The organism is Caballeronia arationis, assembly GCF_001544975.2.
Classification (GTDB): domain Bacteria; phylum Pseudomonadota; class Gammaproteobacteria; order Burkholderiales; family Burkholderiaceae; genus Caballeronia; species Caballeronia arationis.
On record NZ_FCOG02000029.1, the window covers coordinates 48,512 to 68,745 of the forward strand.

18 protein-coding genes and 3 riboswitches are annotated in these 20,234 nt (G+C 65.8%); of the genes, 11 read left to right on the top strand and 7 right to left on the bottom strand.

Going from position 1 to position 20,234, the window contains the following annotated elements; genetic code table 11:
• Positions 1–9 precede the first annotated feature (9 nt).
• From AWB81_RS19030 to AWB81_RS19040, 3 genes are all read left to right on the top strand, one after another.
• Positions 10–3,207, top strand: a complete 3,198-nt coding sequence (locus AWB81_RS19030) for an efflux RND transporter permease subunit (RefSeq protein WP_062638114.1) — start codon at positions 10–12, stop codon at positions 3,205–3,207.
• A gap of 8 nt (positions 3,208–3,215) precedes the next feature.
• Positions 3,216–4,745, top strand: coding sequence for an efflux transporter outer membrane subunit (locus AWB81_RS19035; protein WP_062638147.1), 1,530 nt, complete (start codon positions 3,216–3,218; stop codon positions 4,743–4,745).
• A gap of 148 nt (positions 4,746–4,893) precedes the next feature.
• Entirely contained in the window at positions 4,894–5,106 is a 213-nt protein-coding gene (locus AWB81_RS19040) for a hypothetical protein (protein ID WP_062638115.1), read from the top strand.
• Between the two features lie 22 nt (positions 5,107–5,128).
• Here AWB81_RS19040 and ppk2 read toward each other — a convergent pair whose 3' ends face one another.
• Entirely contained in the window at positions 5,129–6,025 is an 897-nt protein-coding gene (ppk2, locus tag AWB81_RS19045) for a polyphosphate kinase 2 (protein WP_062638116.1), read from the bottom strand.
• Positions 6,026–6,294: 269 nt separating this feature from the next.
• Between ppk2 and lhpI the strand changes: the two genes are divergently transcribed.
• Together lhpI and AWB81_RS19055 are read left to right on the top strand one after the other, a co-directional pair.
• Entirely contained in the window at positions 6,295–7,236 is a 942-nt protein-coding gene (gene lhpI / locus AWB81_RS19050) for a bifunctional Delta(1)-pyrroline-2-carboxylate/Delta(1)-piperideine-2-carboxylate reductase (protein ID WP_062638117.1), read from the top strand.
• Positions 7,237–7,321: 85 nt separating this feature from the next.
• Entirely contained in the window at positions 7,322–7,606 is a 285-nt protein-coding gene (locus AWB81_RS19055; protein WP_235025837.1) for a hypothetical protein, read from the top strand.
• 51 nt (positions 7,607–7,657) lie between these two features.
• On the opposite strand, the gene AWB81_RS19060 is transcribed toward AWB81_RS19055, so the two are convergent.
• Positions 7,658–8,212, bottom strand: a complete 555-nt coding sequence (locus tag AWB81_RS19060; protein WP_062638118.1) for a histidine phosphatase family protein — start codon at positions 8,210–8,212, stop codon at positions 7,658–7,660.
• Positions 8,213–8,255: 43 nt separating this feature from the next.
• Positions 8,256–8,379: riboswitch (cobalamin riboswitch) on the top strand.
• Between the two features lie 35 nt (positions 8,380–8,414).
• On the opposite strand from AWB81_RS19060, the gene AWB81_RS19065 reads away from it, so the two are divergent.
• Together AWB81_RS19065 and AWB81_RS19070 are read left to right on the top strand one after the other, a co-directional pair.
• Complete coding sequence (locus AWB81_RS19065) at positions 8,415–8,651, top strand: CbtB domain-containing protein (protein WP_062638119.1); 237 nt, start codon at positions 8,415–8,417, stop codon at positions 8,649–8,651.
• 9 nt (positions 8,652–8,660) lie between these two features.
• Positions 8,661–9,464, top strand: a complete 804-nt coding sequence (locus tag AWB81_RS19070; RefSeq protein ID WP_062638120.1) for a CbtA family protein — start codon at positions 8,661–8,663, stop codon at positions 9,462–9,464.
• On the opposite strand, the gene AWB81_RS19075 is transcribed toward AWB81_RS19070, so the two are convergent.
• Genes AWB81_RS19075 through cobA form a run of 5 tightly spaced genes read right to left on the bottom strand, consistent with a single transcriptional unit; the run spans position 9,461 to position 12,867 of the window.
• A complete protein-coding gene (locus AWB81_RS19075) occupies positions 9,461–9,754 on the bottom strand; it encodes a DUF1289 domain-containing protein (RefSeq protein ID WP_087135063.1) in 294 nt (97 codons plus the stop codon). The two genes, AWB81_RS19070 and AWB81_RS19075, sit on opposite strands and share 4 nt — an antisense overlap.
• Before the next feature lie 2 nt (positions 9,755–9,756).
• Positions 9,757–11,055, bottom strand: a complete 1,299-nt coding sequence (locus tag AWB81_RS19080; protein ID WP_062638121.1) for a cobyrinic acid a,c-diamide synthase CobB — start codon at positions 11,053–11,055, stop codon at positions 9,757–9,759.
• Between the two features lie 14 nt (positions 11,056–11,069).
• Positions 11,070–11,672: a cob(I)yrinic acid a,c-diamide adenosyltransferase gene (gene cobO, locus AWB81_RS19085; RefSeq protein ID WP_062638122.1), complete on the bottom strand. Its 603-nt coding sequence runs from the start codon at positions 11,670–11,672 to the stop codon at positions 11,070–11,072.
• The gene (locus tag AWB81_RS19090; protein ID WP_062638123.1) at positions 11,669–12,091 is read right to left on the bottom strand and encodes a cobalamin biosynthesis protein; all 423 of its coding nucleotides are present in this window, start codon (positions 12,089–12,091) and stop codon (positions 11,669–11,671) included. Before AWB81_RS19090 ends, cobO begins: the two co-directional genes overlap by 4 nt.
• Positions 12,088–12,867 carry a uroporphyrinogen-III C-methyltransferase gene (gene cobA, locus AWB81_RS19095; protein ID WP_062638124.1) on the bottom strand — a complete coding sequence of 260 codons (780 nt, stop codon included), beginning with the start codon at positions 12,865–12,867 and terminating at the stop codon, positions 12,088–12,090. The genes AWB81_RS19090 and cobA overlap by 4 nt, the downstream gene beginning before the upstream one ends.
• Before the next feature lie 158 nt (positions 12,868–13,025).
• A riboswitch (cobalamin riboswitch) is annotated at positions 13,026–13,262 on the bottom strand.
• 55 nt (positions 13,263–13,317) lie between these two features.
• Positions 13,318–13,615: riboswitch (cobalamin riboswitch) on the top strand.
• A 107-nt stretch (positions 13,616–13,722) separates the two neighbouring features.
• Here cobA and cobW point away from each other — a divergent pair.
• The 4 genes from cobW (at position 13,723) to AWB81_RS19115 (ending at position 20,228) form a co-directional block, all read left to right on the top strand.
• Positions 13,723–14,802, top strand: coding sequence for a cobalamin biosynthesis protein CobW (gene cobW, locus AWB81_RS19100; protein ID WP_062638125.1), 1,080 nt, complete (start codon positions 13,723–13,725; stop codon positions 14,800–14,802).
• Between the two features lie 4 nt (positions 14,803–14,806).
• Positions 14,807–18,565, top strand: coding sequence for a cobaltochelatase subunit CobN (gene cobN, locus AWB81_RS19105; protein WP_062638126.1), 3,759 nt, complete (start codon positions 14,807–14,809; stop codon positions 18,563–18,565).
• On the top strand, positions 18,562–19,557 hold the full coding sequence (locus AWB81_RS19110) for a magnesium chelatase ATPase subunit I (RefSeq protein ID WP_062638127.1): 996 nt from the start codon (positions 18,562–18,564) through the stop codon (positions 19,555–19,557). Before cobN ends, AWB81_RS19110 begins: the two co-directional genes overlap by 4 nt.
• Before the next feature lie 113 nt (positions 19,558–19,670).
• Positions 19,671–20,228 (top strand): vWA domain-containing protein, encoded by a 558-nt coding sequence (locus tag AWB81_RS19115; protein WP_062638128.1) that lies wholly within the window; start codon positions 19,671–19,673, stop codon positions 20,226–20,228.
• The last annotated feature ends 6 nt before the right edge of the window (positions 20,229–20,234 follow it).

Below are 20,234 nucleotides of genomic sequence, written 5' to 3' on the forward strand. Positions count from 1 at the left end.
AGAACCGTCATGAACATATCCAAATTCTTCATCGACCGCCCGATTTTTGCGGGCGTGCTATCGGTGGTCGTGCTGCTCGCGGGCGTCATCGCGATGTTCAAGCTGCCGATCTCCGAATATCCGGAAGTGGTGCCGCCGTCGGTCGTCGTGCACGCACAGTATCCGGGCGCGAACCCGAAGGTGATCGCCGAAACGGTGGCCTCGCCGCTCGAAGAGCAGATCAACGGCGTCGAGAACATGCTGTACATGCAGTCGCAGGCGAACAGCGACGGCAATCTCAACATCACCGTCACGTTCAAGCTCGGCACCGACCCGGACAAGGCGCAGCAGCTCGTGCAGAACCGTGTATCGCAAGCGATGCCGCGTCTGCCCGAGGATGTTCAGCGCCTTGGCGTCACGACGATCAAGTCGTCGCCGACGCTCACGATGGTGGTCCACCTGAACTCGCCGAACGGCCGCTACGACATGACGTATCTGCGCAACTACGCGCTGATCAACGTGAAGGACCGGCTCGAACGGATCGGCGGCGTGGGGCAGGTGCAGCTGTGGGGCTCCGGCGACTATTCGATGCGCATCTGGCTCGATCCGCAGAAGGTCGCGCAGCGCGGCATGACCGCGGGCGACGTCGTCAACGCAATTCGCGAGCAGAACGTGCAGGTCGCGGCCGGCGTGATCGGTTCGTCGCCGACGCTGCCGAACGTGCCCGTGCAGTTGAACGTGAATGCGCAGGGGCGTCTGCAGAACGAGGCCGAGTTCAAGGACATCGTGCTGAAGACCTCGCCCGACGGCGCGGTCACGCGTCTGCACGACGTGGCACGCGTGGAACTCGCAGCATCGGAGTATGGACTGCGTTCGTTGCTCGACAACAAGTCGGCGGTCGCCATCGCGATCAATCAGCAGCCGGGCGCGAACTCGCTGCAGATTTCGGATCAGGTCCGCGAGACGATGAAGGAACTGAAGGCCGACATGCCGCCGGGCGTCGAATACCAGATCGTCTATGACCCGACGCAGTTCGTGCGCTCCAGTATCGAGGCCGTGATTCACACGCTGCTCGAAGCGATTGCGCTCGTCGTGCTGGTCGTGATCGTGTTCCTGCAAACATGGCGCGCGTCGATCATTCCGCTTCTCGCGGTGCCGGTGTCGATCATCGGGACGTTCTCGCTGTTGCTCGCGTTCGGCTTCTCGATCAACGCGCTCTCGCTCTTCGGGATGGTGCTCGCGATCGGTATCGTGGTCGATGATGCGATCGTTGTCGTGGAGAACGTGGAGCGGAACATCGAGTCCGGGCTCTCCGCACGTGAAGCGACCTATCAGGCGATGCGCGAAGTGAGCGGGCCGATCATCGCGATCGCGCTCACGCTGGTGGCCGTGTTCGTGCCGCTCGCGTTCATGTCGGGTCTCACGGGCCAGTTCTACAAGCAGTTCGCGATGACCATTGCGATTTCGACGGTGATCTCCGCGTTCAACTCGCTGACGCTGTCGCCCGCGCTCGCCGCGATGCTGCTCAAGGGCCACGACGAGCCGAAGGACTGGTTGACGCGCGCAATGGACCGCGTGTTCGGCGGCTTCTTCAAGCGCTTCAACAAGGTCTTCCATCGCGGTTCGGAAGCGTATGGCAAGGGTGTGTCCAAAGTGATCAGCCGCAAGGCGATCATGATGGCGATCTACGCAGTGCTGCTCGGCGGCGCGGTGCTGATGGGCAAGGTCGTGCCGGGCGGCTTCGTGCCCGCGCAGGACAAGGAATACCTAATCAGCTTCGCGCAGTTGCCCAACGGCGCCTCGCTCGATCGCACCGAGCAGGTCGTTCGCCAGATGACGGACATCGCACGCAAGCAGCCGGGCGTGGAAAGCGCCGTGGAATTCCCGGGGCTGTCGGTGAACGGCTTCACGAACTCGTCGAGCGCGGGCATCGTGTTCGTCACGCTCAAGCCGTTCCATGACCGCAAGACGAAGGAACTCTCGGCAGGCGCGATCGCCGGTGTGCTGAACCAGAAGTACGCCGCGATCAAGGGCTCGTTCATTGCCGTGTTCCCGCCGCCGCCGGTGCTCGGTCTCGGCACGCTCGGCGGCTTCAAGATGCAGCTGGAAGATCGCGGCGCGCTCGGCTACGAGGCGCTCAACGATGCGACGCAGGCATTCATCAAGCGCGCCTCGCAGACGCCTGAACTCGGGCCGACGTTCTCCAGCTATCAGATCAACGTGCCGCAACTGAATGTCGATCTGGATCGCGTGAAGGCGAAGCAGCTCGGTGTTTCCGTGACGGACGTGTTCAACACGATGCAGGTGTATCTCGGCTCGCTGTATGTGAACGACTTCAACCGCTTCGGCCGCGTGTATCAGGTGCGCGTGCAGGCGGATGCGCCGTTCCGCGCCAGCGCCGACGACATCGGCTTGCTCAAGACGCGCAACGCCAATGGCGAAATGGTGCCGCTTTCATCGCTCGTGAAGGTCACGCCGACTTACGGTCCCGAGATGGTCGTGCGCTACAACGGCTACACGTCGGCAGACATCAACGGCGGTCCGGCGCCGGGTTATTCGTCGGGCCAGGCGCAGGCTGCCGCCGAACGCATCGCGGCGGAAACGCTGCCGCGCGGGATCAAGTTCGAATGGACCGATCTCACGTACCAGCAGATCCTCGCAGGCAATGCGGCGCTCTGGATCTTCCCGATCAGCGTGCTGCTCGTGTTCCTGGTGCTGGCGGCGATGTACGAGAGTCTCACGCTGCCGTTCGCGATCATCATGATCGTACCGATGAGCATCCTGTCGGCGCTGCTCGGCGTGTGGCTCACCGATGGCGACAACAACATCTTCACGCAGATCGGCTTGATGGTGCTGGTCGGGTTGTCGGCGAAGAACGCGATTCTGATCGTCGAATTCGCACGCGAGCTGGAGATGCAGGGACGCTCGATCGTGCAGGCCGCGATCGAGGCGAGCCGGCTGCGTCTGCGCCCGATCCTGATGACGTCGATTGCTTTCATCATGGGCGTGGTGCCGCTCGTGTTGTCGACGGGTGCCGGTTCGGAGATGCGTCATGCGATGGGTATCGCGGTGTTCTTCGGCATGCTCGGCGTCACGCTCTTCGGCCTGATGCTCACGCCGGTGTTCTACGTGCTGCTGCGCAAGCTCGCACGCACCGAACACATCACCGACAAGCACGGCACGCATCCGCAGATGCGCGGAATCAATGCCTCGTATGAGGCGCAGTGAGGGACATGATGAACAAGTCGTTATCCAGACGATGGCTGGGGTTGTCGGGGCTTCTGGCGTCGCTGCTGGTGGTCGCGGGCTGCTCGCTCGCGCCGAACTACGAGAAGCCCGATGTGAACGCGCCGTCCGCGTTCAAGGAAACGCCGGTCGAGACGACAGCGTCCGCTGACAAGATCTCGCCCGCCGAAGCCGGCACGTGGAAGACCGCGGAGCCGTCGGAAGAAGTGATGCGCGGCGAATGGTGGACGATCTTCGGCGACGCGACGCTCAACGACCTGGAGCACCAGGCTGCCGACGCGAACCAGAACCTGAAGGCCGCGGCCGCGCGCGTGAAGGAAGCGCGTGCGATCAACCAGACGGCGCGCGCGGGACTCTTCCCGACCATCGACGCGGGCTTCGGCCCGACGCGCGAGAAGCTTTCGCCGGCATCGCAGTTGCAGCCGCAAAACGTGAACGTGTCCCCGCAGACGTTGTGGCGCGCGCAGGCGAGCGCGTCGTACGAAGTGGATCTGTTTGGCCGCGTGGCATCGACCGTCGATGCCGCGAAGGCCGACACGCAGCAGAGCGAGGCGCTGTTCCGCTCGGTGCAACTGGCGCTGCAGGCGGACGTCGCGCAGAACTACTTCAACCTGCGCGAACTCGATGCCGAGATGGACGTGTTCACGCGCACGGTGACCTTGCGTGAAGAGGCGCTGAAGCTGGTGCAGCGGCGCTTCACCGAAGGCGATATCAGCGAACTCGACGTGGCGCGTGCGAAGTCCGAACTCGCGACAGCGCGTTCCGATGCGATGACGGTCCAGCGGTTGCGGGCGGCGTCCGAGCACGGTCTCGCGGTCCTGCTCGGCAAGGCGCCCGCGCAGTTCTCGATGGCGGCGAACCCTTTGAAGCCTGTCGAGATTCGCGTGCCGCCGGGGCTGCCTTCATCGTTGCTGGAGCGCCGGCCGGATATCGCAGCGGCCGAGCGCGCGATGGCGGCGGCGAATTCGCGGATCGGCGTGGCGAAGGCGGCGTTCTTTCCGTCGCTGACGCTGACGGGTGCGGGCGGTTTCGAGTCGGCGACGCTCGGCGACCTGTTCCAGTGGTCGAGCCGCACGTTCCTGCTCGGACCGCTCGTCGGCACGGCACTGTCGATGCCCATCTTCGATGGCGGCCGTCGCAAGGGCAACCTGGCGAACGCGCGCGCCGTGTACGAGGAGGATGTGGCGAATTACCGGCAGCAGGTGCTGGTCGCGTTCCAGGAGGTCGAGGACAACCTGTCGGACCTGCGCATCCTCGAAGGGCAGACGGGAACGCAGGCGGATGCAGTGAAGTCGTCGGCGCGCGCGGCGCAGTTGTCACGCACGCAGTACAACGAAGGCGCGGTGAATTATCTCGATGTGATCGATGCGGAGCGGACGGTCTTGCAGTCGCAGCGGATTGCCGTGCAGCTTTCCGGAACGCAGGCGATTGCCACCGTGAATCTCATTCGCGCGCTTGGCGGCGGGTGGGGCGATGCGATGCCCACGCCGGTTGTGGAGCCCTCGCTGGCCCAGCGGTGATCGGCGGGCGCGCGGAGCGGGTGTCGAACCTCGCTCCGCGCGCCAGTGCCCGAATTGTTCGCGAATACGAACATATGTCTTCACCTTCGGAACCTTTATCCGGCAGTGCACGCTCCGTAGAATTCAAATCATGGAATAGGAGCTTGCAATGAGAGCCTTGATCGAAAGACAACTGTATCAACCGGCCGTCGTCCTGCCGATGCTCGTGCTCATGCGCCTGATGGTGACGCTCGACTTCAACCTCGCGCAGGTCACGCTGGTCGTCGTCGCAAAGAGTTCGCAGTATGTGTTCAAGGCGGTCTTCAGGCCGCGCGCGGGCCGCAGCGAAGCCCGCGCGATCTGCGGTCACTGCCACTGCTGAAGCCGCGCACGCGCCCGGTCAATCAATAAACTTCCGGCACTATCATGCTCTCGGGCACCGGCTGCCGCAGATAATCGTCGTTGTACACGCGTGCCGGCAGGTCGATCGCGGGATGCTCGATCTCGTGATACGGCACCTGGGCGAGCAGATGGCTCATGCAGTTGAGCCGCGCGCGCTTCTTGTCTACCGCCTGTACCACCCACCACGGCGCCTCCGGAATGTGCGAGCGCTGCAGCATGATCTCCTTCGCCACCGTATAAGCCTCCCAGCGCCGACGGCTCTCCAGATCCATCGGGCTCAACTTCCACTGTTTCAGCGGATCCTCGATGCGCGCCTGAAAGCGCACCTCCTGCTCGTCGTCGGTGATCGAGAACCAGTACTTGATGATCTGGATGCCGCTTCGCACCAGCATCTTCTCGAACTCGGGCACCGAGCGGAAGAATTCCTCATACTCTTCGTCGCTGCAGAAATTCATCACGCGCTCGACGCCCGCGCGGTTGTACCAGCTCCGGTCGAACAGCACGATCTCGCCGCCCGCCGGCAGTTGCGACACGTAACGCTGGAAATACCACTGAGTGCGCTCGCGATTGTTCGGCGCGGGCAGGGCGGCCACGCGGCACACCCGCGGATTGAGCCGCTGCGTGATGCGCTTGATCGCGCCGCCCTTGCCGGCGGCATCCCGCCCTTCGAAGATCACGACGAGCCGGTGCCCCGTATTCACCACCCAGTCCTGCAACTTGACGAGTTCACCCTGCAGCCGGAACAGCTCGCGGAAATAGAGCTTGCGCAATGCGCGCGATTCCTCGGTGAGCGCGCTGTCGCCGTCGAGCAGGCGATCGTCCAGTTCCATCTCGAGTTCTTCGTCGTAGCTGTCGATCAGGTCCGCTTCGAAGCGGCGCTGCCTGTCTTGCGAAATCATGATGGGCTCCGTTGATGTGCTGGCGCGCGGCGCGATCCGGCTTGCGATCCCGCGGGGACGGCCGATTATCCCGGTCGACGGTGTCAGGCGTGTGACGCGCGCCCTATTGGGGTCGATGCAATTTCGACGCGCTCTGCGCGACTAAGCAGCATCGTACTTCGACGCAGGCAGCATCGCATGCGAACCTTCCCGATGCGCCACCGCGGCGTCGGGCGCCGCGTCGATCGGTAGAATGGGCCGTTCCGTATCCAGCACGAGCGACCCTCACGATGACCGACACGAAGCCCACCGCCATTCCCGTATTCGACGAAACCGAAACCGCCCGGCTTTTGCCCTTCGACCACCTCGTCGCGACGCTCGAAGTCACGATGCTCGAGTACGCCGAAGGCCGCATCGCGAGCCCCGAGCGCATGGTGGTGCCGCTCGCCGAGGGCGCGGTGATGCTTTCGATGCCCGCAAGCGCGCTTGATCTTGCGATGCACAAGCTCGTGAACGTGTGCCCGCGCAACCGCGCGCTCGGCCTGCCGACGATCCACGGCCAGGTCACGGCCTTCGACGCATCGACGGGTGTGCCGCAATTCATGCTCGACGGCCCCACGGTGACCGGCCGCCGCACCGCCGCGGTGACGATGCTCGGCATCCGCAGCCTTTTCGACCCCGCCCCCGGCGAGGTGCTGGTGATCGGCACCGGCAAGCAGGCGATCCATCACGTCGAAGCGCTGGCGCGCCTCTTTCCGGCGGCGCGCATCTCGATCGCGGGCTCGCAGCCTGGGCGCGCCGAGGCGTTTTGCGCCGCGCACGGGGATTTGTCCGCGAACCTGGCGCCGCTCGCGGGCGACATTCCCGATTCCGTCGACGTCGTCATCACGACGACGACCAGCAAGACGCCGGTCTACACGCTCGCGGCGCGGCCGGGGCGGCTCGTCATCGGCGTAGGCGCGTTCACGCCCGACGCGGCGGAAATCGCGGCGTCGACGGTTCTGGCAAGCGACGTCTTCGTCGACGATCCCGCCGGCGCCCGCCACGAAGCAGGCGACCTGATCCAGGCGGGCATCGACTGGGACCTCGTGCAGCCGCTCGCCAGCGTGCTTCGTGACGACGCTCGGGCAGCGGCGCGCGGCGCACGGCCGCTGTTGCTCAAGACAGTGGGTTGCGCCGCGTGGGACCTCGCCGCATGCCGCGTCGCGCGAGACGTGTTGTCGAAACGGTGAGCGCCGTCACGGTCGTTAAGACATTCGTCGCCTGGAATGCTCCTTGCTCACTTCCGAACCCAGTTGCTTTAAACCGGATTGGACAATGAACAGTCGACAAGACAATTGGGCGCCGTCGCGCGCCGCTTCATGGGACGCCACGACGGCGAGCGCGGACCGCGCGACACCGCCCGCCGCTTACTTCATCTCAGTGCTGGAACTGGCGACCGGAGAAAAGCTCGGCAACGACGAGCGCCTGCGCGCCGTCGCAATGCTGGAAGCGCAATTCGGCTCGGGCCGGCCGCGCACGCTGTCCGAGGCGGTGCGCATCTGCGCGGGCGCGATCGATTCGTCGACGCTGCAACGCATGGCACGCGGCGCCAAGGCGTAGCTATTTTCCATGCGCTGGTAACAAACGCGCGGTTTGCTCGGCTAATCGCGCTCAGCACGCCCGTACGCGCAGGCGCCAGTGCGCGTCCCCGCCGACGATCGTGACCGGCGCGAGCGGCTCCAGGTCCATCGCGTAGACCGACGCGAGCGGCGCGTCCAGCACGCGCGCGAGCATGATCTTGATCACGATCGCATGCGTGACGATTACATGCGGCTCGCGTCGCGCATAACGATCGAGCCCGGCCATCACGCGTGTCGCGAGATGCTCGATGCTTTCACCGCCATGCGGCGCGCTCGCGGGATCGGACAGCCACGCCGCGAGTCCCCGCGGATCTTCTTCGTGCACATCCCGAATCGAACGACCGTGCCATCGGCCATAGTCGAGATCGTCGAATGACGGATCAACCTTCGCGTCCACTGCGAGCGACGCCGCCGTTTCCCGCGCCGCCCGCGCCGGGCTCGTGACGACGCGCCGTCCGCCCGTCCCAAGCCGGTCGGCTAGGCCGGCGCAATCGGCCGGATCGATCGGGTCGTCGCGCGAGGGGAAGATGCCTGCCTTCATCGCGTGTGTCGCTGCGTGGCATAGCAGGATCAATTCGGTGTTCATCGCGTGAATCCTTGGTAGATGCTTTACTTTGCCGTCGATCCTCCTAGAATGGCAAGCTTGCAGTGCGAGGAAGTCGGTGAAAACCCGGCACGGTCGCGCCACTGTGAGCGTGTGTGCCGATGCGGCGCGCGCGCGAGTCAGACCCCCGCTGCATCCTTCCTTCATCTTCATCTGTCGGGACGTGCATTCCCTGGAGAACGACATGAATCCTCTCGCAGCTTCCGCCCATGGCGGCGCCGCAGTTTCGCCCGCAAACGATGCACCGATACCCATTCCGGTGCGTGAAGTGCTTCCCTGGGCCATCTTCATCGGCCTCATCCTGCTGATCGCGATCTACTTCGTCGGCGCGGAGCAGGGCGCGACATCGATTTTCTCGGGCACCTACATCCACGAATTCGTCCACGACGGGCGCCATCTGCTCGGCTTTCCCTGTCACTGAGGACGCACGATGATTCGCAATCTGTTGATACGCGGCATGATCGCGGGACTGGTCGCGGGCCTCGTCGGCTTCGGGTTCGCGAGGACGTTCGGCGAGCCGTCGGTCGCACGCGCAATCGCGTTCGAGGCGCAGCATGAGCACGCGGAGGAGAACGCCGGACATTCGCACGATCATGCAGCAGCCGGCTCGCAGCCGGGGCAGGCGGCCGCATCCCACGACCACGGCGACGAAGAGGAACTCGTGAGTCGCGGCACGCAGGCAGGACTCGGGCTGCTCACGGGCGTCGCGGTGTTCGGCACGGCGCTCGGCGGGCTGTTCTCGCTCGTCTTTGCATTCGCGTATGGACGCCTCGGCGCCTTGCGCACACGCGGCACGTCGGCGTTGCTTGCGCTCTTCGGCTTCGTGAGCATCGCGATCGTGCCGTTCATCAAGTACCCGCCGAATCCGCCGGCGGTCGGCAATCCGGAGACGATCGGCCCGCGCACGGCGCTCTTCTTCGGGATGGTTGCGATCTCGATCGCTTCGACGGTGCTCGCGGTGTATCTGCAAAGGCGCATGCGCGGGCAGCACGGCGAATGGAACGCCACTTTGATCGCGGGCGCCGCGTATATCGTCGTGATCGCGATCGCGCAGTTCGGGCTGCCTTCCATTGATGAAGTCCCGGCGGACTTCTCGGCTTCGCTGCTGTGGAATTTCCGCATCGCGGCGGTCGGCATTCAGGCGCTGCTCTGGACCACGCTCGGGCTCGTCTTCGGCCCGCTTGCCGCGCGCGAGCTGGAACGCGCCCCGGTGCGGCGCGTGGCGCACGCCTAGCTCTCGTTCTGCGGCTCGGCCGAGGCGAAAGGCGGCTCCTCTGCGAGCCGCCTTTTTTCATGCCGCGCTACGAGCGTATCGAAGAGCGCGAGCTTCGCCGTATCGTCCATCGTCTTCCACGCCTTGATTTCCGCGCGATCCCTGAAGCAGCCTTCGCAGAGGCCCGTTGCCTGATCGAGGCGGCACACGTTCGTGCACGGCGATCCGATGGGCTGCTGCGATTTCGCGCGCTCGATCGTGAAGGCGAGTTCGAGCGGCGGTTCTTTTTCGGCGATCGTTGCAGTCGTCATTGTCATAGCGGTTCGCCGCGAAAGAGCGCGGCAGCGGCAGCCGGATTCGACGGCCAGTAAGCGTGCATGTAGGTCGCCGTGACCGGTCCGTGCCGGTACAGGGCTTCGCCTGCCGCGCCGGTGGTCGCGTGCGTCGCGGTGAGACGCGGCTGCATCGGCGTGGCGACGCTCGAGTAGTGGAACGTGTGGCCGGTCAGCGTGCCGTGCGATGTTTCGATGCGCTGCATCGCGAGCCTTGAGAGGCGCGGCTGCATCGCGGCTTCGCCGGGAAGCAGGCCGAGCATCGCGTGCTGCGTGCCGTCGATGGTCTTCAGCGCGTCGAGCAGATAAAGCATGCCGCCGCATTCGGCGACAACGTTCCTTCCGCGCTGCGTGTGCATCCTGATCGAGGCCGCCGTCCGTGTATTGCGCGCGAGCGTCGCCGCGTGCAGTTCGGGATAGCCGCCGGGCAGATAGAGCGCGTCGGCATCGTCGGGCACGGGTTCGTCGGCGAGCGGCGAGAACGCTTCGATACGTGCGCCCATCGCGCGAAGCAGGTCGAGGTTCGCGGGATAGATGAACGAGAACGCGGCATCGCGTGCGATGGCGATGCGCATGCCGTCGAGAAGACGCGGTGGGTCGTCCAGCGCCTGGTCCTCGAATGCGATCGCGGGCGGCAGTTCGCGGAGTGCTGTCTCGCCGATGGCATCGGCTGCACGATCGAGACGCGCGTCCAGATCGGCGATTTCCGCCGCCTGCGTCAGACCGAGATGGCGGTCGGGCAGCGCGATGTCGGCGGCATTCGACAGATGCCCGCAATAGCGCAGGCCTTCGGGCAACGCCTCGCCGACCATCTGCGCATGCCGCGCGGACGCCACCTTGTTCGCGAGCACGCCATGAAACGGCAACTCGGGACGATAGCGCGCGAGCCCGAACGCGACCGCGCCAAAGGTCTGCGCCATGCCGTGCGCGCCGATCACGGCGAGCACCGGCACGCCGAACGCGATGGCGAGATCCGCGCTGCTCGGCGTGCCGTCGAAGAGACCCATCACGCCTTCGATCAGGATCAGGTCGGCATCGCGCGCGGCCCGGGCAAGCAGGGCACGGCACGCGTCGATCCCCACCATCCAGAGATGCAGCGAGTAGACGGGCGACCCCGACGCGCGTTCGAGAATCATCGGGTCGAGGAAGTCGGGACCCGTCTTGAACACGCGCACGCGCAGGCCTTGCCGCGTGTGATGCCGCGCGAGCGCTGCGGTGACCGTCGTCTTGCCCTGGTGCGATGCGGGCGCGCTGATAAAAAGGGCGGGGCAGGTGTGCATCGGATCGATAGCCTTCAGTACTCGACGCCGCGTTGCGCCTTCACGCCCTGCTCGCGATACGGATGCTTGACGAGCCGCATCTCGGTGACGAGATCGGCGGCTTCGATCAGCGCATCGGGCGCATGGCGGCCGGTGACGACCACATGGAGCGTGGCGGGCCGCGCGTTCAGCACGCCGAGCACTTCGTCGAGCGGCAGGTATTCGTACTTGAGCACGGCGTTGAGTTCGTCGAGGACGACCATCTGATACTCGCCGCTCTTGATCATGTTGCACGCGGCGTCCCAGCCCTTCCTCGCGGTGGCGATGTCCGCCTCGCGGTTTTGCGTGTTCCAGGTGTAGCCGTCGCCCATCGTGACGAAATCGCAGTTCGCGATCGCACCGAGGAAATCGCGTTCGGACGTATGCAGCGCGCCCTTGATGAACTGCACGACGCCGAGCTTCATGCCGTGGCCGAGCACGCGCACGGCCATGCCGAACGCGGCCGTCGTCTTGCCCTTGCCGTTGCCGGTGTTGACGATCAGCAGGCCCTTCTCGTGATCGGCGGCGGCCTGCTTTTTCTCATGGCCTTCCTTGCGACGCTGCGTCATGCGCAGGTGCGATTCGGTATCGGTTTTCATGCGTGGCTCTTTGAATAATGAATTGAGTGATCTGCGGCGATGGCGACAGTCACATCGTCGACGATCGTCTTCGGCACGACGATGCGTCCCTCGTGCGACGCCAGCAGCGCGCAGGGTTCGCAAACACCACCGACGCCCAGATGCTTGCGGACCTGCGCGGACGCCGGTGCGTGCGTGTCGACGCCCTCGATCTGCTGCGCCGTGAAAAGCTGCAGCGTCAGGTGATGGCGCTCGCAGAACGCGAGCAGCGCGGCCTCGTCCGACTTGCCTTCGATGCTCGCGACTACGCGCACGCGGGCGAGCGAACGCGCGCCGGGCGTATCGAGTGCGTTGAGTGCGCTCTGCACGGCGGCTTCGATTTCCTCGACGCTCACGCCGCGCCTGCAGCCGATGCCGAGCACGATCGAAAGCGTCGTCATGACGTGCCTGCCATTGCACCGAGCGCGCTTGCGATGCCAAGCCCCGCAACGGACCCGATCACGACGATGGCGGGCGCCCCGAGCGCGGCCGCTTTTACGGCATCGGGCAGGCTCTCGAGCGGTGCAAGCAGATGGCGCTGCTCGGGACGCGTGGCGGCTTCGATGGCGGCGGCGGGCGTGCGCGGGTCGAGGCCGGCGCCGATCAGCGCGGCAACGATGTCGGGGAGTCGCCGCATGCCCATATAGATGACGAGCGTCATCTTTGTTGCGGCGAGCGCGGCCCAGTCAGGCTCCCGGTTGCCGTCGCCGCTCGCGTCCTTGCTCGCACCGTGGCCCGTGACGAACACGACGCCCATTGCATGATCGCGATGCGTGACCGGAATGCCGATGGCGGCCGGCGCGGCGATGCCCGCGGTGATACCGTGGATCACGCCGACCTGCACGCCCTCGGCGGCGAGCGCCTGCATCTCTTCGCCGCCGCGCCCGAACACGAACGGATCGCCACCTTTTAGCCGCGCGACGCGGCGTCCCGCATGCACGTGTGCGAGCATGAGTTCGAGGATCACGGGCTGCGGTGTCGAAGGCTGGCCGCCGCGCTTGCCTACGTAGGTGATGAGCGCATCGGTGCGGGCGAACGCGAGCACGTCGGGGTTGACGAGATCGTCGACGAGCACGACGTCGGCCTCCGACAGTGCCCTGACGGCCTTGAGCGTCATCAGTTCGACGTCGCCGGGGCCTGCGCCGATCAGGTCGACGCGGCCTTGCGGCGCGGTCATGCGACACCTCGCCGGTTCGGGCGATGGCGCCATGCAGGTTCCGCACGTTCGCGCGCGATAGCTGGATTCATGTGATGCGTCTGGGATGCACTGCGCACCGCGGATCCGTCCCTCGCGGACGCGGGCGTTCGGCCAAGGCAGCGGTGCGATGCACACGTTGCCTGCCACTTGCGCTGGCCGGTATCCGGGCTTGCGACCTCACTTCGTTCGCCTTCCCGCTCGTTGCCTCGCAGTGGCCGTGAAAAGAATGCGCGGCAGGTTGAGCCGCCGGTCGCGTACCGTTGCGGGGACAGCACAGATTGGCACTTGGCAAAAGCTATTGTGCTCCTGTTTCCCGTTTGACTATGCGGGCCTCGATGAGCCGCGCATGAGCACCAGACGCGGGCCAAAGATAACACAGGAAGGCCGCTGCAAGGGGCGTCCTTTCTTGACGCTCGTGCGCTTGCAGCCTAGACTTGCTCGCATTCTGGTGCTCGCGCGCGTTGCTCTTCGCGCGCGGTTAAACGGGAAGCAGGAAGCGTCCGGTCCGCCACGGATCGTCGCCAACCTGCGCTGCCCCCGCAACGGTAAGCGAAAGCCGCACGTCGCGCATCGTATCGATGCCTCGCGCGCGGCCATGCCGGCTTCGGTGCACGTGCGTTCGCCGCATCTGCATTGCTCCACTGCGCGTTTGTCATGCCCATTGCGCGCGGGAAGGTGAAGCGGCGTTTTCGTCAGCCCGGATACCGGCCAGACAACAGAACGGATCGTCGTCGCGGGGATGCGGCGCGCGGTTCAACCCCTCATGACGCCTGGCGATTCGCGAACCACACGAATCGCCATGGCGCAAGCAGCAGCACACTCACGGAGCAACGGATGCAAACGCGCAAAATCCCGGTGACGGTCGTGACCGGCTTCCTCGGCAGCGGCAAGACCACGCTCATGCGGCATATCCTCTCGCACGCCAATGGTCTGCGCATTGCCGTGATCGTCAACGAGTTCGGCGAGCTCGGGATCGATGGCGAGATCCTCAAGGGCTGCGGCATCGGGTGCGAAGACGAAGCGTCGTCGGCCGTTCGCAATCTCTATGAGCTTGCGAACGGGTGTCTCTGCTGCACCGTGCAGGAAGAGTTCTATCCGGTCATGGAGCAACTCGTCGAGCGGCGCGATGCGATCGATCACGTGCTGATCGAGACGTCCGGGCTCGCGTTGCCGAAGCCGCTCGTGCAGGCGTTCAACTGGCCGTCGATCAAGAACGCGTTCACGGTCGATGCGGTGGTGACGGTCGTCGACGGCCCGGCTGCGGCGAGCGGCCAGTTCGCGGCCAACCCTGAAGCCGTCGATGCGCAGCGCCGCGCCGATCCGAATCTCGATCACGAGTCGCCGCTGCACGAGTTGTTCGAAGACCAGCTGGCCTCGGCGGATCTCGTGATTCTCAACAAGACCGATCTCATGGATGAAGCCCAGCAGGCCAAGGTCGAAGCGCTGATTCGCGGCGAGATTCCGGCCGAAGTGAAGATCGTGCCCGCGCAAATGGCGCAGCTCGACCTGCATGCGCTGCTCGGGCTGCAATCCGCGTCGGAAGACACGATTCATCTGCGCCACGATCACCACGGTTCGCCCGATGAAGAAGGCCACACCGACCACCATCACGACGACTTCGATTCGGTCGTCGTGAGCGCGCAGGTCGAGTCGCGCGAACAGATCGTCGCGGCATTGCAGGTGCTGGTCGAAGCCCATACGATCTATCGCGTGAAGGGTTTTGCCGCGTTGCCGGGCGCGCCGATGCGGCTCGTCGTGCAGGGCGTCGGCAAGCGCTTCGACAGTTACTTCGACCGCCGCTGGCAAGCGGGCGAAGCGGCGAGCCGGTTCGTGCTGATCGGCGAAGACCTCGACCAGCGCGCATTACAGGAAGCGCTGACGGTTGCGCTGTCCCGCGCTCCGGCGCAGGCGTAAGGCCATGCATCTGCTGCGCACGACGCCGGGCGGATTCGTCGATGACGCGGCGGGCGTCATGCGCATCGAGCAGACGCCCGCGCCGATTGTCGTGCTGAGTTCCGCCGACACGACGCTCTCTCTGCTCGCGAGCGCCGTACCACGGCTGGAAGCGGGCTTTCCGGCGGTGCGGCTCGCGAACCAGGCGTTCCTGCGCCAGCCCGCGTCGGTGGACTTTTACGTCGACGACGTGCTGCGCCATGCGCGCGTCGTGATCGTCGATCACCTCGGCGGCGAGGCTTACTGGCCCTACGGCATCGAACGCATCGTCGCGCTCGCGAAGCGTGAGAAGCAGACGCTCGTGATGTTCTCCGGCGACCTGCAGGAAGACCCGAACCTCGTCGCGAAGAGCACGGCCGATCCCGCGTTCTGCCACGAACTCTGGCGCTATCTGCGCGAGGGCGGGGCGCAGAACGCGGAAGAGTTTCTGCGCGCGATCGGTCATCGCGCATTCGGCTGGGGCCGCGAAGCGCGTGCGCCGAGCGCGCTGCCGGCCGTCGCGCTCTATCATCCGGAGCGCGAAGTCGCGACCATCGACGACTGGCGCGCGCGCTGGACCGAAGGCGCGCCCGTGGTGGCGATACTGTTCTATCGCGCGCATCTGCAATCGGGCAATACGGCCGTGTTCGACGCGCTCGTCGATGCGCTCGAAGCCGAGGGCATGAATCCGTTGCCGATCGCGATGTCATCGCTGAAAGATGCGGTGAGCCGCGAAGTCATGCAGCAGTTGTGCGCGGATCATCGCGCGTCGCTCGTGCTGAATACGACGGCGTTCGCGGCCGGCGTAATCGACGATCCCGCGCCGTTTGAACTCGCAGGCGATGCGCCGGTGCTTCAGGTGATCCTGAGCGGCGGCAATCGCGATGACTGGCTCAAGGACAACCACGGCCTGAACTCGCGCGATGTCGCGATGCACGTCGCGCTGCCCGAAGTCGACGGCCGCATCATCACGCGCGCGATCAGCTTCAAGGGGCTCGCGTACCACTGCAAGCATACGCAGGTGGATGTCGTGCGCTATCAGCCCGACCACGAACGCGTGCGCTTCGTCGCCGAACTGAGCCGCCGCTGGTGCCGTCTGCGATCGACGGCGAATGCGCAGAAGCGCGTCGCGCTGATCCTCGCGAACTATCCGCTCTCCGAAGGGCGCATCGGCAACGGTGTCGGGCTCGATACGCCGGCGTCGGTCGTCAATATCCTCGCGATGCTGCGCGATGCGGGCTACCGCCTCGGCCCGCTTCCCGCCGATGGCGATGCGCTCATGCGCTCGCTGACCGAAGGCGTGACCAACGATCCGGTCGTGCGCGACCTGCGTCCCGCGCTGCAAAGCCTTGCGCTCGACGATTATCTCGATGCGTTCCACAAGCTGCCCGCCAGCGTGCAGCAGGAGTTGAACGAACGCTGGGGGCCGCCCGAAGCGGACCCGACCGTTCGCCGCGGCCGCTTCATGATCGCGGGAAGGCGTTGCGGCGAAGTGTTCGTCGGCATCCAGCCCGCGCGCTCGCGCGAACGCGGCGACTACGCCAGCTATCACGACGCCGACCTCGTTCCGCCGCATTCGTATCTCGCGTTCTATTTCTGGATGCGGCTGCGTTTTTCCGCCGACGCCATCGTGCACGTCGGCAAGCACGGCAATCTCGAATGGCTGCCTGGTAAGAGCATGGCGCTCTCCGGTTCATGCTGGCCGGACCTCACGCTCGGGGCCATGCCGCATCTGTATCCGTTCATCGTCAACGATCCGGGCGAAGGCAGCCAGGCAAAGCGCCGCGCGCAGGCGGTGATCGTCGATCATCTGATGCCGCCGCTCACGCGGGCCGAGAGCTACGGCCCGTTGCAGGACCTCGAACGGCAAGTCGACGAATACTACGAAGCGCTGATGGTCGATCCGCGCCGCGCGAAGCTCCTTCGCAAGACGATCCTCGAAGGCATCGTCGCGCAACGTCTGCACGAAGAACTCGGACTCGCTGCCGCCGACGACGACGCGCTTCTCACGCGCGCCGACGCCTATCTCTGCGAATTGAAGGAAGCGCAGATCCGCGACGGCCTGCATACGTTCGGCGCGTCGCCGCAGGGTGTGCAGCGGCGCGACACGCTGCTCGCGCTCGGCCGCTTTCCGGTCGGCGACGGACAGGGCGCGAACGCAAGTCTCCTGAGCGCGCTCGCACGCGACCTGCAACTCGGCGACGCGTTCGATCCGCTCGACGCCGACTGGGCCGCGCCGTGGACCGGGCCGCGTCCCGCCGCGTTGCTCGACGTGACGGAGGCGGCGTGGCGTCATCACGGCGATACACGCGAGCGCCTCGAACTGCTTGCGACGAAGCTGCTCGACGCTTCGCAAGCGCCGGGCGCATGGCCGATGACATCGCTCGTTCTGCAGCGCCTGCAAGGCGACCTGCTCGCGCGTCTCGATGCATGCGGACCGCAGGAACTCACGCAGCTTCGTCGTGGGCTCGACGGACGTTTCGTGCCACCGGGCCCGAGCGGCTCACCATCGCGCGGACGCCCCGATGTGCTGCCGACCGGCCGCAACTTCTACTCCGTCGACACGCGCGCGCTGCCGACGCAGGCCGCCTGGTCGATCGGCCTCAAGTCGGCGAACCTGCTGATCGAGCGGCACCTGCAGGATCACGGCGACTATCCGCGCGCGGTCGGTCTCTCCGTGTGGGGCACGGCCACGATGCGCACCGGCGGCGACGACATCGCGCAGGCGCTCGCGCTAATGGGCGTTCGTCCGAAGTGGGCCGCGGGCAGTCATCGCGTGACCGACTTCGAGATCCTGCCGATCACGATCTTCAACCGTCCGCGTATCGACGTGACCTTGCGCGTGTCGGGTTTCTTCCGCGATGCGTTCGCGAATCTCATGCATCTGTTCGATGCCGCCGTGCAGGCGATCGCCGAACTCGACGACGAACCCGAAGACCTCAACCCCATCCGCGCGCGCATCATGCGCGAGCGCGACGAACTGGTCGCGCGCGGCATCGATGCGAAAGAGGCGCGTGCGCGCGCCGGCTGGCGCGTGTTCAGCACGAAGCCGGGCGCGTACGGGGCGGGCCTGCAGGAACTGATCGACGCGAAGCAATGGCAGGACGACGGCGACCTGTCGCGCGCGTTCCAGAGCGCGGGCGGCTACGCGTACTCGCAGGGCGGCGACGGCATCGACGCGCGCGAGACGTTCGGCGCGCGGCTCGCGGGGATCGATGTCGTCGTGCAGAACCAGGACAACCGCGAGCACGACCTGCTCGATTCGAACGACTATCACCAGTTTCAGGGCGGCATGGTCACGGCGGTCCGGCATCTGTCGGGCGCACAGCCACAGGCCTATAACGCCGATCACAGCAACCCGGCCGCGCCGCGCATTCGCACACTGAACGAGGAGATCGCGCGCGTGATCCGCTCGCGCGTGGTGAACCCGAAGTGGATCGACGGAGTGAAGCGCCACGGGTACAAGGGCGCGTCGGAGCTTGCGGCCACCGTGGACTATCTGTTCGGCTACGATGCGACCGCGCGCGTGGTGTCGGATCATCAGTACGCGCTCGTCACCGATGCCTACGTGAACGACGCCGACACGCGTTCGTTCATGCAGCGCCACAACCCGCACGCGCTGCATTCGATCTGCGAGCGCCTGACCGAAGCGATGCAGCGCGGCCTGTGGCAAAACCCCGGCGACTATCGCGCGCAGGTCGAGCGGCATCTGCTCGAAGCGGAACAGCAACTCGAAGGCCAATGATCTTGAACGAATCTTCCGTTTTTCCCTTTGCTGCGCTGATCGGCCAGAAGCCGTTGCAAGAGGCGCTGTTGCTCGCCGCGGTCGATCCGGCGCTCGGTGGCGTGCTCGTCACCGGTCCGCGCGGCACGGCGAAGTCCACTGCGGCGCGCGCCCTTGCCGAACTGCTGCCCGAAGGCCGGTTCGTCACCCTGCCGCTCGGCGCGAGCGAAGAACAACTGATCGGCACGCTCGATATCGAGAGCGCACTGCGCGATGGCGGCGTGAAGTTCTCGCCCGGTCTGCTCGCGAAGGCGCATCGCGGCGTGCTCTATGTCGACGAAGTGAACCTTCTGCCGAATCCGCTCGTCGATCAGCTACTCGACGTGGCCGCGAGCGGCGTGAACACCGTCGAGCGCGATGGCATCTCGCATCGGCATGAAGCGCGCTTCGTGCTGATCGGCACGATGAATCCGGAGGAAGGCGAACTGCGTCCGCAATTGCTCGACCGCTTCGGCCTCGCGGTGGAACTCGGCAATTGCTTCGATGCGTCGGTGCGGCAGCAAATCGTCAAGGCGCGCCTTGCGTTCGATACCGACAGCCTGGCATTCCGCGAACGTCATGCGCGCGAGCAGGCGGCGCTCGCGCAGCGCATCCACGATGCACGCGCGCAACTCGCGAGTCTCGATTTCGACGATGCCGTCCATGCGCGCGTGAGCGAGCTTTGCATCGCGGCGCAGGTCGACGGACTGCGCGCGGATCTCGTGATGCTGCGCGCGGCGCGTGCGCTCGCGGCATTCGACGGAGCACGCGCGATCGGCGTGGAGCATGTGGAGAGCATCGCGGAAGCGGTGCTGAAGCATCGACGCCGCGAGGGCGAGAGGCCGCAACAGCCACAGTCGCAAGCGCATGCAAACCCGCAAGCGAACGACGCGGACTGGGGCTATCTGCCGCCCGAACCCGCCGAGACAGCGACGGTCAAGAACGTGAGGCCGTTGCAGCCAAAAAAAGTCTGAGCCATCGAAGGCCGAACCCGGACGCCGAAGCAGGGCGCCTTCGATGGCTCGAATCGCATTCGGCGGGACGGACGAACAGGCGCGAAGGCCCCGCGAGCCGTTCAATCGACTGGATGCAGACCTTGCGCGCGAAACGGCATGCGCCGCTCGAAGCGCGGCACGTCCGGTTTCGCCGCAAGGGCGCGGAGGGCGCGGCGCTCTATTGCTTCGTGCTGGACTGCTCGGGTTCGATGCTCGCGGGCAAGCGGCTCGCGCTCGCGAAGGGGCTGCTCATCGCGCTCTTCGACCGGGCGTATCGCGAGCGCGCGGAGGTCGCGCTCGTGTGTTTTGGCGGTGGCCGTGCCGAAGTGCGCCGGCAGCCGGGCGCGGCGCACTGGTGGAACGAACACTCGATCGCGCCGATCGGCGGCGGGGGCGGCACGCCGCTCGCGCTCGGCATGCGCTCCGCTGGTAACGTGCTCGCGCGCGCGTCGCGGAAGAACCCTGCGCAGGAGCGCTGGCTGTGGCTGCTGACCGACGGCCGCACGTCGGACACGCCTTCGCGTCCCGTGGATGCGGACCGCGTCGTCATCGTCGATTTCGAGCGCGATGCGGTTCGGCTCGGCCGGTGCGCGACGCTCGCCGAGGCGTGGGGCGCGCAGTACAGCACCGCTGCGAACCTGGTTCGCTGAACACCC

Excerpts from the sequence above, each read along its gene's own strand:
- AWB81_RS19030 (WP_062638114.1), top strand. The coding sequence starts at position 10 with ATGAACATATCCAAATTCTTCATCGACCGCCCGATTTTTGCGGGCGTG.
- AWB81_RS19035 (WP_062638147.1), top strand. The coding sequence starts at position 3,216 with ATGAACAAGTCGTTATCCAGACGATGGCTGGGGTTGTCGGGGCTTCTG.
- AWB81_RS19040 (WP_062638115.1), top strand. The coding sequence starts at position 4,894 with ATGAGAGCCTTGATCGAAAGACAACTGTATCAACCGGCCGTCGTCCTG.
- ppk2 (WP_062638116.1), bottom strand. The coding sequence starts at position 6,025 with ATGATTTCGCAAGACAGGCAGCGCCGCTTCGAAGCGGACCTGATCGAC.
- lhpI (WP_062638117.1), top strand. The coding sequence starts at position 6,295 with ATGACCGACACGAAGCCCACCGCCATTCCCGTATTCGACGAAACCGAA.
- AWB81_RS19055 (WP_235025837.1), top strand. The coding sequence starts at position 7,322 with ATGAACAGTCGACAAGACAATTGGGCGCCGTCGCGCGCCGCTTCATGG.
- AWB81_RS19060 (WP_062638118.1), bottom strand. The coding sequence starts at position 8,212 with ATGAACACCGAATTGATCCTGCTATGCCACGCAGCGACACACGCGATG.
- AWB81_RS19065 (WP_062638119.1), top strand. The coding sequence starts at position 8,415 with ATGAATCCTCTCGCAGCTTCCGCCCATGGCGGCGCCGCAGTTTCGCCC.
- AWB81_RS19070 (WP_062638120.1), top strand. The coding sequence starts at position 8,661 with ATGATTCGCAATCTGTTGATACGCGGCATGATCGCGGGACTGGTCGCG.
- AWB81_RS19075 (WP_087135063.1), bottom strand. The coding sequence starts at position 9,754 with ATGACGACTGCAACGATCGCCGAAAAAGAACCGCCGCTCGAACTCGCC.
- AWB81_RS19080 (WP_062638121.1), bottom strand. The coding sequence starts at position 11,055 with ATGCACACCTGCCCCGCCCTTTTTATCAGCGCGCCCGCATCGCACCAG.
- cobO (WP_062638122.1), bottom strand. The coding sequence starts at position 11,672 with ATGAAAACCGATACCGAATCGCACCTGCGCATGACGCAGCGTCGCAAG.
- AWB81_RS19090 (WP_062638123.1), bottom strand. The coding sequence starts at position 12,091 with ATGACGACGCTTTCGATCGTGCTCGGCATCGGCTGCAGGCGCGGCGTG.
- cobA (WP_062638124.1), bottom strand. The coding sequence starts at position 12,867 with ATGACCGCGCCGCAAGGCCGCGTCGACCTGATCGGCGCAGGCCCCGGC.
- cobW (WP_062638125.1), top strand. The coding sequence starts at position 13,723 with ATGCAAACGCGCAAAATCCCGGTGACGGTCGTGACCGGCTTCCTCGGC.
- cobN (WP_062638126.1), top strand. The coding sequence starts at position 14,807 with ATGCATCTGCTGCGCACGACGCCGGGCGGATTCGTCGATGACGCGGCG.
- AWB81_RS19110 (WP_062638127.1), top strand. The coding sequence starts at position 18,562 with ATGATCTTGAACGAATCTTCCGTTTTTCCCTTTGCTGCGCTGATCGGC.
- AWB81_RS19115 (WP_062638128.1), top strand. The coding sequence starts at position 19,671 with ATGCAGACCTTGCGCGCGAAACGGCATGCGCCGCTCGAAGCGCGGCAC.